Below are 15,805 nucleotides of genomic sequence, written 5' to 3' on the forward strand. Positions count from 1 at the left end.
AATTATTCATTATCAAATCGTGGATTCTCCCTTTGAAAATGGAAAACAATCTCCCAATCTCCTTTGGTAAAAATTTTAAAGTTCAACCCAAAATTGGCCGTAATTAAACCGCCGCCAAATCCCTTTCTGGAATAGGAAAAATCGACCTTTGCACTGTTCCCATTGCTATACTTTGTTGGGAAACTTGTTAAGGGAATTGGATAAGCTACATCATATTGCACATAAGTAGAGGTTTTTTTCATGTTAAAACCATGCACCAGTTCATTCCACTTTGTTTCATTAAAACTATCCGGATTTATCGGTTCTCCATTTTTATTCAAAAAGACAAAGCGCAAATTATGTCCATTCCCTCCAGTAAATCTGCGGATATAGACAACCAGATCTTTAAACTGATCATCCGTGCGTAATAACTGATTGGAAGATTCCCCATACACCCCATTCATATAGGAAGGCCAGATATAGCTTTTCTTGTTTGGATTTTTAGGGTCATTTGGATCAGGAGCAGTTTCGCCATTATATGGATTTTTATCCGAATAAGGTTCATAGTCCTGAACACGCCATGGCAGGATCATAAAATCCTTGATCACTGTAGACCCACCCGAATTGGAGACCTTTAGATCAAAATATCGTATATTCTGCACCAGATCTATACTGTCTTTTGAGCGCGGCTCGATCAACTCGTTTGTCGAAGAATTCCACAAAATAAAGCTACCTGTAGAATCTACCTCAAAAAGAGGGCGATACACCAACTGGCGCTTGGCCTCAATTTCTTCCAAGTTCTTTTCAGTACCATCGTAACGGTATATCCACCGATAGACAGGTTTTACTTCGAAAAGGTCCTTGTAAGGACGCCCATCACCATAACGGGGATTAACAATTTCAAATCGTAGCGGTGTGGTCGAATGATCGGTATTAATATTCCCCATCAGCGAGGTTCTTCCCAAGATGGGATAAAAAGATTTTCCGTCGTAAGTCAAGTTGACACTTAAAAATTCCTTTTCATCAGGTAAATTGTAAAGCTTTTTACATCCATTTAAGCCGACGCACATCAAGATGAGCAGTCCCAAGTTGCATGTCTTATTTATTGTGTTAAATTTTCTAGCAATTTTCATGTCCATACATTCTTAAATTGGTTATTGATTACGATTCATTGTCCAATCTGCCAACTGGAAATCGTTACCACCGTACATGCGTGCAATATTCAAACGATAAGCTTTGTACGTCTTCGTATTTGTAAAAAAGAATACGCGCAATTGAAACCTCTCGTCAAACTCCTCCCCTTGTCGAGAGTCCAATAAGATCCATTTCCCACTTTCTCCATCAAGCCCCTGCAAAGTCCAGTCTGTTGGATCTCGGTCTTGAATATCATTAGCTGAGCGGAGTGTGTAACTGTTGGCAAGTACTTCGACAGGAAAATCCCACTGCAGATAGAACTGCCCAGGACTTGATAAAAAGAACTTTGTTTCTGGATTACCATCGAATACATATTTTGATGCTTCTACTGCATTGGGCCCACCTGAAGTTTCTTTCGATGCAGAGCCCTGTCCTTTGAATTTTATGAAAAGATTTTCTGGCGGTGGGATGTAAATGATCTGACTAACAAACTTGTTAAATCCAAATACATGGTCTGGGTTCAACACATGAACAACGGCATTATCTGTTTGGATATTTAACGAACTGGTTTCAGTCGTTACCCAGTTACGATTGAAAACAGATCTTCTTGTATCGGACAGGTCAACAATCGTAGGGCCGCCATTCATATAGCCAGATGAAGATTGTTTGTTCAGCCCAATATGCATTGGATAGCCATAGCGAATTCCCAATACATCCTTTCCATCCTGACTATTAAGGGAATCGCTCGCAATTTTTCCTTGGATAATATATTGGCATAACAAAGAATCCAGTATTTCATACTTGACCGAGTTCAGGTATTGTGCAGGCTTGTCAGACACACTCAATGTATTATTCAGGTTTTGAATAGCCAATTGAAAATTGGCATTAGTTAGCGCAAACAGTGTTACTGTACTATCTTCCAGTTTCTTTTGGAGACCGATTCTATCGATGACCTTAACCAAAGAGTCATACACACCAGGTTTACTTTTAAGGTAGCTATATAAATTGCCTTTAAACACCGGCTCCTGGGATATGGGCGAATAATAGCCTTTATCCTTGGCACAAGCATACAGCAGGGCTGTCATTAAGAGTGCATATACACCACGTACAAATAGGTTATTTCTCATAATTAACTCCTTTACTTCCAATAAGCATTTTGTTCGATCAACTTATTTTGTGTTAGAATCTCTCGAGCAATTGGCCAATAGATTCCATCATTGGCTATCAATTGTGCCAACTGAGGATTGTCATGTTTGATCTTCTCCCGCCGAATCATATCATACCAGCGGTGCCCTTCACCCATCAATTCTCTCTTTCGTTCTAAAAAAATGGCATCTACCAGATCTCCATTTGTCGTTTCACTATAAACTTTAAGCCCCCTTCGTTCCCTAATCTCATTTAGAAGTTCAATGGCAGTAGATTTTTCACCCAACACGGCTAAAGATTCCGCCCGCAAAAGCGTGATATCTTCCAAACGTGTGAGTACAGTCGCACTGGTAAAAATGCGAAAAGTAGGATCGGAAGAACCTCCCATGATACACTTGATTTTACTAAAGATTGGATACTTACCATTGAAGTTTCTGAAATACACTTCAGTAGTGGGGCTACCTAGTGTATCAATACTAAAGCGCTGATCCTTCTTCTCATTAAAAGTTTTTAAAATCGTTTCTTTCGGCATATAAATATCTGGCACCGACTTGTTGACAACAGGAGCAGCCAGTGTCAATTCTTCAATATGCCCTGTAAACGATGCCTCCACATGGGCCCATATGTAAGGAAATGAGAACATCTGCTCGGACCGTTTCTCAAAGAAAAAACCATTGCCCTCCGTTAAAAACGAAGTAGACAAATAATAGGCACCTCCTTTACTATAATTATCCATCACAAATTGTGAATAAGAAGCCGCATCAGCATAATTAGCTTGCCATGCCGCCAAATGTGCAAGAATAGCATAGACAGAAAGCTTCCTAACCAAAGCACCATTCCATCTTGAAGAGGCCTCATTGTAATAGTTGCCAATTTGCTGTTCATCACCGGTACTATAGGAATAAGGCAATAATTGCGCTGCATCATACATTTCTTTTTCAATCCAAGCATACAGTTTTAACCGATCTTCCTTGGGCTTATTCTCAAAATTTCCGTCATGGGAATTTAGTATTAGGGGTACATCACCCCAAATACGGACCATATTAAAATAAGCGTAAGCACGTAGAAATCGAGCCTGAGCAACATCTACTACCAAATTATTTTCGGTGTAGCGCATGTCTTTTTCTCTTACTCCCGATGCACGCTCCATAAAAATATTAGCGGCATTAACTACCGCAAACCACCGTCTCCAATTCGATAATGCATTCAGCGATTCATAATCCGCTTTGAGGTCATTCTTAATAATTGCTTTGAGATCCTGCCGATTAGGGCTTTCGAAATCTCCCGCCCGAACTTCTCCATATAACCAATACGCATTATTATCGTCCAAAGCCGCTTTGGTTAAACCATAAATTCCCATCAAACCTGCGCGCGTGTCCTCCAAAGTATTCCACATGTTCTCTTCCTTGACCGTACGAGAGGAATCTATATCCAGCATTTTCTTACAGCCTCCCAGAAGCAATAAGAAAAGCAACAAAACACTCAATATGAGGTGATATCTTTTCATTTCTTTACGTTTAAAAGTCAACTTTTATTCCTAGCGTATAAATTCGTGGTATCCTCATCTTTGACCCAATATCATAACCTGTGTAATCTACAATCTCAGGGTCCACTCCACTATAAGATGTAATCGTAGCAACATTATTCGCAGATACGTAGGCATATGCATTTTTAATGGCCTGAGTTCGGCCCGCCACAAGAGAAGTTAAGTTATAGCCCAAAGTGACCGCCCTTATTTTAACAAATGAAGCATTCTCTAAGAAAAGATCTTGATCGGCCTGATAAGCTATAACAGTACTCCACGGGTTATACAGTGGATATTTACTGTAATCACCCCTTTTTTCCCAATACGTAATCTCTTTGATAGCATCTAGATTTTTCGCCCCTTCATTATTGATAAAATCAAACCGATTAGCCATTTCTTGGTTAATGAGTTGTCGACCAATATTATAGTACATATTGATCCCCAGGTCCCATTTTCCAAACACAAAATTGTTATACCAATTACCAAATACAGCAGGTAAACGATGGCCTTGCAATTTCCGATCCTCATCATTGATTGTATTGTCGCCATTTCGATCTTTCCAAATCGGATCACCCGCACGTAACTGGATCGCATTGTAGGTCATTCCCTGAGGAACATCTGCATCTGTCCTGTAAATACCTTCATTAGCAAGTAGCCAATACTGGTCTAATGGCTTGCCGACCTCCAAAAGATTATTCCCTATCACGAGCCGATCTAGACCATTAGGCAATGCCTTTAATTTATTTTGATTATGGGATACATTCAGTGCCGTAGACCATTTAAAATTATCTGATTGAACCGGATCAAGCCCAACAGTCAATTCTGCACCTAAATTCTGCACATTCATTCCTGCTGCATAGCTCGATTTATAGCCATATTCGCTATAAGATGGAACGTTAATCAACTGGTTTTTTGTCTGTTTCACATAGACATCAAGGGAAACATGAAAATTTTTCTTTTGAATGGCATAATCCAGGCCCAGATTGCCTTGGTCTATGTAGGCCCAAGGAATATTGTATCCAACCCATCCCGACTCATAAGGTCTTACCAACCCTGCAATCGCATTATAACCAGCGATAAGCTGATTACCCGTAAAGCCCATTTGAGCGACATAATTGGGACCTTGTGCAAAATCATCAAACACATTGTTCAAGCCAATACGTCCAACACTGAAACGAGCAGTAAGGTCTTTCAGACTAGTATTGGTATTAAAATAACTATTCTTGATATTCCAATTTATAGACAATGAAGGCGTAAAAATCCAGCGAGCATCCGGTTGTGCATTAGAAGATCCATCAGAACGCAGTAAGAGAGACGTCTCAACCTTATCGCCATAGTTATAGGTCGCTTTTCCATAAAATGAGACCAGGTTATGACGAATGCGATCTAAAAATTTAAATATAAGCGCCTTAGGATATGCAGTAGCTTCGAGATAATTTGATTTAAGCGCATCATCTTCCAACAGATTCACCTTAATGAAATCATTCACTCCCTTATAAGCATAAGCATAGTTGTAGCGATAGGTATCCCATTGCAAACTATTGCCGACCAATAGATTTATCTTATTCTTTTCATTAATATTCCAATCATAAAAAGCCTTATTGTCAAATACTGCCCGCTGATTATAGCCATAGTAGTTTGACGCAAAATTATTGGATTCCATCAGCTTACTATGATAGAATTGGTCCCTATAGCCCTCATTATAATCGAGCATTCCTGTCGAAAGAAAATGAAAGTTTCCAAAATCAAACTGCAGCTTTCCGTACCCCTGCACAACGTTCGTCTTGTTGTTATCAAAGCCCTTTTTATAATAACTTAAATACTCATTGTAGACCTCCTTATTGGGTGACAAGGGTGCCGACAGATCCGGAAAATAGGCTAACTGGGCAAACCTATCCCGCAGGTTCAGATTACGATTACGATCGAGTCGAGCTATATTTGCCTGCATGGAGAACGTCAGCCAAGTCATCGGCCGCATATTCAGCCCAAACAAAGCATAATATTTATTCAATTTTACCTGATCAGCCACGCCTTTATCCTGTGTTGAGCCCGCTGCAAATTGAAAATTTGCACGTGGCCCACCACCTGATAAATTTGCATTCAAATTGTAAACTAAACCACTATTGTAATAAGAGTCCGTCCAATCGGATTTTCCAAAATAATTCATGTTGAGCGAGTCACTTAAATACACAGGGTATGAATCGCCGTCATTATATTTGCCATTGGAAGTATACAGATCATAAAACTGCTTTCTGAATTTATTTTCGTATTCGCCATTAATTGTTGTGACATGTGGACGCTCGGCCAAACCCGTATACATATTGACCGCTATCCGGTTGCTTTTATCCGCTTTATACTCTTTCGTACGAACAACTATAGCTCCGTTTGCAGCGTTAGGCCCATACATCGCAATCGCGGCAACATCTTTTAATACTTCAATAGACTTAACCATGTCTATATTAATATTCGCTAATAAATTGGTAGCCGGGCCAATACGCTCTAGGTTATAGGTTTGAACGGCATAAGCAAAGGGGTGTTCTCCAACCAAAGGAACTCCGTCCACAACAACTAATGGCTGATTCTGAAATACGTCAATATCAGAGAACAATGGCCTCGAAATACCACGAAAATACATTGGCTGCTTGGTACCCGATTCCCCGGAAGGTTCAGTTACATAAAGCCCAGTATTATTTCCTTTTAGGTATTGTGCTAAGGAAGAGTAAGGTAATAACGCCTGTTTTTTTATTTCTATTGGATTTACTTGGCTAGTCTTAATCTGAAATACTGAATCCAATTTTGAAGTTCCAATCTGAAGCTTAAGACTATCGGATGGTGATAACACCTTATCTTGACCAAAAGCAAAAGAATAACAGGCACAGGACCACCCTAAAAGAATAAGCCTATCCAAATACCTTTTTTTTATCATGTGCATATGAATGATATATAATTAGGTTATTTTTACTTTTCTACTATAACTGGTTAAAATCACCTCAAAAAAGAGGTGAAAATTCATTGATTTTTCGGGATAGGAAAATTGGTCGATTCCCATCCAAAATTGATATTATGCAGTATCAAATAGGATTAACATCATAATTTAAGGTTTTAAGTTTAAAATATAAAAACGTTTTAGCATAACACAACATAATGAAATGTCAAAACGAGTCGGTTTGCTTAATTGGTCAGCACTTATCTCTCTTGGTTATATTGAAGATATATAGAAAAATGAGAAAAAAAAATTATCAGTGAAATTTTCTTTATTTGCTAAACTGGTTTAGTCACTAACATTAAGCAATTTATAGCTTAAAAACTGGTTTTTTACGTAGAAAAAATATGATTTTGCTAAAATGGAATTTTAAATTAATTTTTTTTTCCAATTGTAACTTCATGGCACAAACGAATTTAAAAACGAATGGACAGCTTAGCAATCATATGAATACCAGCTTGCTAGCACTACTCATTCAGATTGTAGGAAAAAAATAAAAACCCCTCGTAAAAGAGGGGTTTTTATTATAGTAATCTATCGTTACTATTATTTGTTCGGTTTATTACTCATCTCGAAGATTAATTCACCGCCATTTATAATGCTGCTATAGGGTAGTAGCAAATCAGCCAATTTCCGCCCGTTTAAAGAAACGGATTTAACGTAAACATTCTTCTCAGACTGGTTACGGGCAACTATAGAAAGACTGCGTCCGTTTTCAAGATTAACCTTTGCCGATTTTACCAAAGGACTGCCAATCCAATAGTTATCTTCCCCAGGTGCCACCGGATAGAAGCCTAATGCAGTAAATAAATACCAAGCAGACATTTGTCCACAGTCATCATTTCCCCCTAAGCCCGCATGACCATTATGATACTGATTCCGTATGATCTGTCTTACACGTGCCTGAGTTTTCCAGGGGCTTTTGGTGATATTGTACAAGTATGCCACGTGATGTGAAGGCTCATTTCCGTGCACGTAATTTCCGATAATGCCATCCCGGGTAATATCCTCCGTATGTTCAAAATATTTATCCGGTAATTCCATGGTAAACAGTGAATCCAAATAAGACTCTAAACGTTTTTTGCCTCCCATTAATGCCATCATTTCAGTAGGTTGATGCGGTACATACAGGCTGTAATTCCATGAATTACCTTCAATAAATCCTTGTCCATGTGTATCCAAAACATCAAATTTCTCCTGAAATTTACCCGCCGAATTCTTCGGGCGCATAAATCCAATAGCGGAATCATAGAGTGATTTCCAACTTTCAGCCCTTTTGGAAAAAGTCGTGTAAATATCCTCTTTTCCCAATTTTTTCGCTAATTGCGCGATACACCAATCGTCATACGCATATTCCAATGTATTAGAAACAGATGTTCCCGATACATCTGCAGGAACATATCCCTTATCTATGTAAGCCCCAATACCCTCATACTGACGTTTATTTGCTGTTTGTACACAAGCTGCTAACGCGGCTTCCGAATCACCTTTGTAAACACCTTTGAGGATAGCATCAACAATAACCGATACGGAATGATAGCCACTCATGCACCAGTTATCATTTGCATAATGCGACCAGATCGGCAACATTTTCAATACACTCTGATCATAATGAGCCATCATGGATGCCACAATATCTGCATTACGAGAAGGGTTTATTAGATTCAACAGCGGATGAAAGGCCCTAAAGGTATCCCATAAAGAAAATGAGGTATAATTCGTAAAGCCTTCAGCGCGGTGCACCTCCTGGTCCAACCCTTTATACTCACCATTGCTGTCCATATACACCGTCGGCATTAAGCTTGCATGGTACATAGCTGTATAAAAATTAACAAGGTCTTCCTTGTTCAACATTTCAGCTTCTATTTTATGCAACTCCTTTTCCCAGGCGTTTTGCCCTTGCTTAACGTAGCCGTCAAAATTCCAGTCCGGAGCCTCAGCCTCCATATTGGCCAATGCATTCTTCATACTTACTGGACTTAAAGCTACTTTCAGGAGGATGGCTTCTTGTGCTTTTGTATCAAAATCCAAGTGAAGCTTAATATTGTGTGCTGCAAGATCAGGGAAATTGTTCTGTTGATCAAACTTACGCCAGAAACCATTATAGACAGATTTTCCATCTTCATATTTGGCGCCGTAATTCTTAAAAGCTTTTGATGTCTTTATTGCGAAGTATACGGTGCGGGTTCTTGACCAACCGTTTGTCTGGCGGTAGCCTACCAGGGTTGAATCGTTCAGGACCTTGACAACGGTCCAAACATTCTTGCCGTCATAATTATAGATCCCAGCAGTTAAGTCTACAATAAGATGTGAAGCATCCGATTCTTTGAACGTATAACGGTGCAGTCCTACACGTGTTGTTGTCGTTAATTCAGCTTTAATCTGATGTTTATCCAGTAAAACACTGTAATAGTTGGCCTCAGCCCGTTCATTGGCATGCGAATATGGCGATCGATAACCATCTTGTGGTCGATCAGCTGTACCCGGGTTTAATTGGACTTTTCCTTGTGTCGGCATGATCTGTATATCACCAAGATCGGAGTGACCTGTGCCACTAAAATGCGTATGACTAAACCCAACAATCGTCGGATCATCATATTGATAACCAGCACAATATTTATAAACATCGCCGTTATACCGCCCATTAACAGCATACGATAATGTATCCGTATCAGGGCTTAATTGTACAGCACCGAATGGAACTGTCGCCCCCGGAAAAGTATGCCCCATTTTCGCCGTACCGATGAGAGGTTTGACATACTGAACTAATTTAGTTTCTTGTGCCTTTAATAAATATGGGACACTAATTAATCCCAAAAAGACTAAACTTCTGATATTCATCGCTTATGAATTATAGTTTGGGATTTTGGCTATAATCGGCCCACAGCTCATCAATAGTTTTACCCGTCTCCACTTTCCAAAAAGCATCACTATAGCTTTTGCTACGCATCGCCGCATCCAATTTTTTAACAAAATCCTTCTTTACATGTAGATTGATCCAGTACAAAAAGCGCGCTGTAATACGATAAGAATCTGTATATTTCTGCTTTTCGTTATATTCTGGCAGCTTCCAATTTGCTCCAGCATTATCTATTCCATCATCAAATCGCACAAAATCGGCTATCCCCTCGGTAATCCACCAAGGGCCTGCCCCATCGGGGTATGCTTGGACAATATGCATTACCTCATGGGTAACCACATCAATATCGCCCGGATTTTTGGCAAACCAAGCTGGACTGTAACGGACGATCCCGCCCGCTGTTGCTGCCACACCTTTATAGTCCGGATCAATAACGAAAGACACCTTTTTTATGGTCTTTTTATTATATTTCTTGGCTAGTTTAGGATAGTTTGTAAAATATGCCGCCACCAACCTTTCTTTTAAAGGAGCACTAAAATCTTTGTCTTTATTTATCCAAATTAGGGTATAACCGCCTTTACTGATACTATCAACATCCACAGCCACCTTGCGGTCGTTTTCTGTATGTTTCCAGTTGTCCTGCGCGAAAAGTGAACAAGAGTATACCAAGCCAAATACGGTAACAACTACTTTTAAGTTTTTAAAGTTTATCATAACCCAATGATTATTTCTTTTTGTTCGATTTCAACTTGATATTTGTTTGCGAATCCGTTGTCATTGAATAAGGCGCTGAATTTTTGGACGATCCCCTCGTATAATTGGGTTTTGCCGTCATGTCAAAATTAAGTGTGCCACCTTCATGCAATGCTCTGTGACTTAACCAGTTCTTGCCATAATCCTTACCATTCATTTGTAATGTGTTTACATATACATTTTCAGCTGAGTTCTTTGGTGCATCAATGGTCAATGTCTTACCATTTTCAAATGTTAAGGTCACTTTTTTAAATAATGGAGCTCCGAGCACATATTCATCCGTCGCCGGACAAACCGGATAGAATCCAAGCGCTGAAAAGACATACCATGCAGAGGTTTGACCATTATCTTCATCACCACAATAGCCATCAGGTGTAGGCTTATACATTCGGTCCATCACTTGACGCACCCAATATTGTGTTTTCCAAGGTTGGCCAGCGTAATTGTACAAATATGGCATATGCTGAATTGGCTGATTACCATGTGCATATTGCCCCATATTCGCAACTTGCATTTCACGTATTTCATGGATAATACCACCATAATAGCTATCGTCGAAATCTGGGGACTGAACAAACACCGAATCCAACATGCTCACAAAAGTCTTCTCTCCTCCCATCAGATCGATAAGCCCCTGAACATCGTGAAATACGCTCCACGAATAATGCCAGCTATTTCCTTCTGTGAATGCGTCACCCCATTTTAATGGATTAAAAGGAGCCTGGAATTTTCCATCTTTATTCTTTCCACGCATAAGATTGGTCGATGGATCAAATAAATTCTTGTAGTTCTGTGCACGCTTAGCATACAAATCAATTTCAGCTTTCGGACGGTTCAACGCTTTTGCCAATTGGTAAATAGTGAAATCGTCATAAGCATATTCCAATGTACGTGCTGCATTTTCATTGATTTTAACATCATATGGCACATAACCTAAACTATTATAATATTCCACCCCTTTTCTTCCAACAGCACTCATTGGTCCTTCGTTATTAGCACCGTGTTGTAAAGCTTCGTATAACTTATTGATATCATAACCGCGTAATCCTTTCATATAAGCATCCGAAACCACCGAAGCGGAGTTATTACCCACCATGATATCGGCATATCCAGGACTGCTCCATTCAGGAAGGAAACCTCCTTCTAAATACGCATTAAGTAAACCTTCTTGCATCTCCTTATTAATGGAAGGATACATAAAGTTTAAGAATGGATACAACGCTCTAAAAGTATCCCAAAAACCTGTTCCTCCAAATAAATAGCCAGGAAGTGTTTTTCCATTATATGGACTGTAATGTACAGCCTTTCCTTGCGCATCAATTTCATATAACTTGTTCGGGAAAAATAAAGTCCGATACATGGTCGAATAAAATGTACGCAGTTGATCAATATCATCACCCTCTACTTTAATCTTCCCTAAAGTGGAATTCCAGATCTGACGTCCGTCTTCTTTTACTTGATCGAAAGATTTATTACCTAACTCATTTAAGTTTAATAAGGCTTGTTCGGCACTGATAAAGGAAGACGCCACTTTCACCTGTACTGGTTTCGTTTTGTCTTTTACCTTAAACCCTACGATTGCACCAGTGTGATCACCTTTGATCTGAAGTTGCCCATCCTTCTTCTCTTTGCCTTCCCAAGTAGCGACACTTGCAAAAGGCTGATCAAAAACCAAAACAAAATAGTTCTTGAAATTAGCTGGCAGCGGACCGCGTGCATATTTCGAAGAATAGCCAATTATCATATTTTTTTCTGGAATAATCTGAACTTCAGATCCCTTTTCATAAGCATCCAAAACAATATAAGCGTCGTCTGTTTTATTAAACGAGATCCTAAACATGGCTGCGCGTTCTGTTGGTGTCATCTCTGCAGTCACATCGTGATCTGCTAGATAAACCGAATAATAATACGGTTTTACAATTTCCGCTTTATGCGAAAACCAGCTCGCACGCTCATCTTGATCAAATACAGGTTTTCCGGTCACAGGCATGATAGAAAAAACACCGTAATCATTCATCCAGGGTGATGGTTGGTGAGTCTGTTTTAAACCACGAATCTTATCAGCGGTATATTGATACTGCCATCCGTCGCCATTTTTCCCTGTTTGTGGTGTCCACATATTCATGCCCCAAGGTCTCGCAATCGAGGGATAGGTGTTACCATTGGACAACTCAAATTTGGATTCGGTACCCATTAATGGATTAACAAGATCGACAGCTTCTAGCTGCTGCCCTCTAAATTTCTGAGCCAAAACCGGTTTTGCGTAAAACAAACCCAAAGACAATAACGACCCTAGAAAAACACTTAAAGATTTCTTCATTATTTAGGATATATAAAAATATTTCTACTAAAACGTATTAGTAAAGATATAAAAAAGAATATTAAATCAAAATAAAGACCTGGAATTGGACAAACACGTCTTATGATTTTTACAATTCAATTTTTATATATCCATTTGTTGTCCCATTTTAGCGCCGAATCAATTTCGTTGAGATGATATATTCTTTTGGTGTGGATATCCCTTGATCTATTTCCTTTAACAAAACTTTCGCACAAGTTTTAGCCAGAGGTTCCAATGGTTGCTGGATACAGGAAATTTTAGGATTCAAAATATCAAATAATTCATGGTCATCAAAAGAAAACATCGGAAAATTATAGCTATTCTCAGGCGCCGACCGCAATACCTTTAATCCGAGAATACAAAGATAATTTGTGGTAAAAAATAGACCATCTAAGCCTACCTGCTTAGCTGCCCAATTTTTCAACATACGTGAACCTTTCTGTTTCAGGTGCTGATAAGGTAATTGCAGTATGCGAGGTTCCATTCCGTATGTGTCACAAAACTCCAAATAAGCACGCTTACGTGCCAGCATTTGTGGTTGATCCGAATCGATGGTTACCAGCCCAAAATTTCTACAACCAATAGATTTCAAATAGTCACATGCATTCTTCCCACTAACTTCATTGTCAATATGTACATAATGGGTTTCCACTGTTGGAGAATTTCTATCAAAAACTACCAACGGAACCTTATGCTCCAATATTTTTCGCAGATACTCTTCCAGATCTACTGTCGGGGCCAAAATAATACCCTCCACTTTCTTTTCCAACATCGAATCGATGATATCGCGTGCATTTTGCGAATCTCCAAGCGTACTACTGTAGAGGACGTGATAATTTTTCTTTCGGAACAATTCCTCTACATACAATGCAAATGGACCAAAAAAAGAATCCCCAATATTCTCTACAATTAGACCAATGGTATTTGACCGCCCCGTTGCTAAACTCTTGGCGAGAGCATTGGGCTTATAGCCAACTTTTTCAACGTATGCAAGTACACGGTTTTCCAATTCCTTGCTAATACGTGCTCGCTCGGCTTTGTGATTAATGACTAACGAAACAGTTGATTTAGACACATTGAGTTCCTGTGCTATTTCTTTAATTGATTTGGCCATAAGAGCATTTTCATAAAATTAGGGTGAAATTAGAAAATAAATATGAACATATCGGAGATTACAATTGATAGCACACAATAAATTATTACACAATCGTATGCGTAGGCAGCAAAAAGGAACAGATTATCAGATTAAGGCTCTTTCATTACCGTTGCTATCCCTCCACGAATGCAAGCCAATACGATCAAAAAGATATTTTTGAGTAAATTTAACGCTCATTCTTTTTAGAGTAATACTTCTATTTTAAAGAAGTATTATTCTAAAAAAACATACGAACCATTATAAATAAAATTAAATAGGACCACCTGACTGTTTTAATGGATTAAGTTGCACTGCAATATAAACTAGTGGACAATCTTAGCTAAGAAAAAAATTAATTTAAAGAAATAACCGAATGCAAATGAAAACATCTTTTATGTTATCTCTTCTTTTGACTCTAGCCTCTCTTGCTATTGCTCAAAAGAAGGACCAGAGACCGAATATTGTACTTATCATGGCAGATGATCTTGGTTATGGAGACCTTGGTGTATACGGTCAGCAAAAAATTGAAACGAGGCATATCGATTCATTGGCTGCCAAAGGGATGAAATTTGACAACTTCTACGCTGGTACATCAGTGTGCGCTCCCTCGCGATCATCTTTAATGACAGGACAGCACACCGGCCACACCTACGTACGCGGTAACAAAGAAATTGAGCCCGAAGGACAACAACCCTTAGCCGACTCTGTACAAACTTTTGCTATGCTTCTACAACAGGCAGGATATACAACCGGTGCGTTTGGAAAATGGGGACTTGGAATGGTCCATACAACAGGTGCTCCTGATCAAAAAGGATTCGATGAATTCTATGGCTATAACTGCCAACGTCAATCCCATCGCTACTACCCAACTCACCTCTGGCATAATAACGAAAGGATAGAACTCCATGGCAATGGTTTAATGGCCCAAGGGCAGTATGCACCGGCATTAATCCAAGAAAAGACCTTGAAATTTATTGATGAAAATAAAGAAAAACCTTTTTTCCTTTATGTACCTACAGTTCTTCCTCACGCCGAATTATCAGGTCCGAATGACAAATATTATCAATTATATGCAGACAGGTTTGATGAAAAACCACATAAAGGAAATGACTATGGCCCACAAGCGACTGTTCCCGGTTACGCTTCGGTAGAAAAACCGCATGCCATGTATGCGAGTATGGTAAGCCGTATGGATGCTTATGTCGGTCAAATTGTTGATCGGTTACGCGAGAACAAGCTATTGGATAATACAATTATCATTTTCACGAGCGACAACGGATCGCACAAGGAAGGCGGAGCCGATCCCAATTTTTTCAATAGCTCTGGCGGGTTACGCGGCAACAAACGCGACCTCTATGAAGGTGGCATTAAGACCCCTTTCATTGTTTATTGGCATGGCAAAGTTGCCGAAGGGAAAACCTCAAACTACCTGGGCGCTTTTTGGGATATTATGCCTACGATGGTGGAGCTTGCCGGAACAAAAAAACCGCATTATACAGACGGAATTTCATTTTTGCCAACGTTGCTAGGTAAAAATAAGCAACAAAAACAGCACCAATACCTGTACTGGGAATTTCATGAAGATGGGGGGCGTCAAGCCCTGCGCCAGGGAGATTGGAAACTTATCTTACAAAAAGTTACAAGTAGCCAACCTACAGCCGAACTATATAATCTCAAACAAGATCCAAAAGAACAACACAATATTGCCCAAGGAAACCCAACGAAAGTAAAAGAATTACGTCAGCTGATTGAAAAAGCGCATGTCGAAAGTGGTATTTTCCCATTGACAAGTGTAAACACGCACAAAAAATAAAACTAAGTTTGGGGAGTAGCTAACTGCGTGTTATTCCCCAAAAAACGATTAAAGTCACTGAAAATATAGCAATGTAGTAAGAACGCTAAAAAATAGAGATTATCTTTCCTGTAACAAGAAATCATATTTTTTTCGC

The 15,805-nt window shown here is 39.3% G+C and carries 9 protein-coding genes; 1 reads left to right on the forward strand and 8 read right to left on the reverse strand.

Annotated features, from left to right (window positions below):
• Positions 1-2: 2 nt before the first annotated feature.
• The 8 genes from M2419_RS22735 to M2419_RS22770 form a co-directional block, all read right to left on the reverse strand.
• Positions 3-1,112, reverse strand: a complete 1,110-nt coding sequence (locus tag M2419_RS22735) for a DUF5007 domain-containing protein (protein ID WP_227550091.1) — start codon at positions 1,110-1,112, stop codon at positions 3-5.
• Between the two features lie 21 nt (positions 1,113-1,133).
• The gene (locus M2419_RS22740) at positions 1,134-2,240 is read right to left on the reverse strand and encodes a fasciclin domain-containing protein (RefSeq protein ID WP_120333017.1); all 1,107 of its coding nucleotides are present in this window, start codon (positions 2,238-2,240) and stop codon (positions 1,134-1,136) included.
• Between the two features lie 11 nt (positions 2,241-2,251).
• The gene (locus tag M2419_RS22745) at positions 2,252-3,766 is read right to left on the reverse strand and encodes a RagB/SusD family nutrient uptake outer membrane protein (protein WP_259255658.1); all 1,515 of its coding nucleotides are present in this window, start codon (positions 3,764-3,766) and stop codon (positions 2,252-2,254) included.
• Positions 3,767-3,776: 10 nt separating this feature from the next.
• Complete coding sequence (locus tag M2419_RS22750; protein ID WP_182330381.1) at positions 3,777-6,710, reverse strand: SusC/RagA family TonB-linked outer membrane protein; 2,934 nt, start codon at positions 6,708-6,710, stop codon at positions 3,777-3,779.
• 603 nt (positions 6,711-7,313) lie between these two features.
• Complete coding sequence (locus M2419_RS22755) at positions 7,314-9,608, reverse strand: GH92 family glycosyl hydrolase (protein ID WP_153844824.1); 2,295 nt, start codon at positions 9,606-9,608, stop codon at positions 7,314-7,316.
• Positions 9,609-9,618: 10 nt separating this feature from the next.
• Positions 9,619-10,341, reverse strand: a complete 723-nt coding sequence (locus M2419_RS22760; protein ID WP_153844823.1) for a basic secretory protein-like protein — start codon at positions 10,339-10,341, stop codon at positions 9,619-9,621.
• A 10-nt stretch (positions 10,342-10,351) separates the two neighbouring features.
• Positions 10,352-12,700, reverse strand: coding sequence for a GH92 family glycosyl hydrolase (locus M2419_RS22765; RefSeq protein ID WP_153844822.1), 2,349 nt, complete (start codon positions 12,698-12,700; stop codon positions 10,352-10,354).
• Positions 12,701-12,848: 148 nt separating this feature from the next.
• A complete protein-coding gene (locus tag M2419_RS22770; RefSeq protein WP_153844821.1) occupies positions 12,849-13,835 on the reverse strand; it encodes a LacI family DNA-binding transcriptional regulator in 987 nt (328 codons plus the stop codon).
• Between the two features lie 400 nt (positions 13,836-14,235).
• On the opposite strand from M2419_RS22770, the gene M2419_RS22775 reads away from it, so the two are divergent.
• A complete protein-coding gene (locus tag M2419_RS22775; RefSeq protein WP_227550090.1) occupies positions 14,236-15,669 on the forward strand; it encodes an arylsulfatase in 1,434 nt (477 codons plus the stop codon).
• Positions 15,670-15,805 lie beyond the last annotated feature (136 nt).

The organism is Sphingobacterium sp. BIGb0116 (assembly GCF_024808035.1).
Lineage (GTDB): Bacteria > Bacteroidota > Bacteroidia > Sphingobacteriales > Sphingobacteriaceae > Sphingobacterium > Sphingobacterium paramultivorum.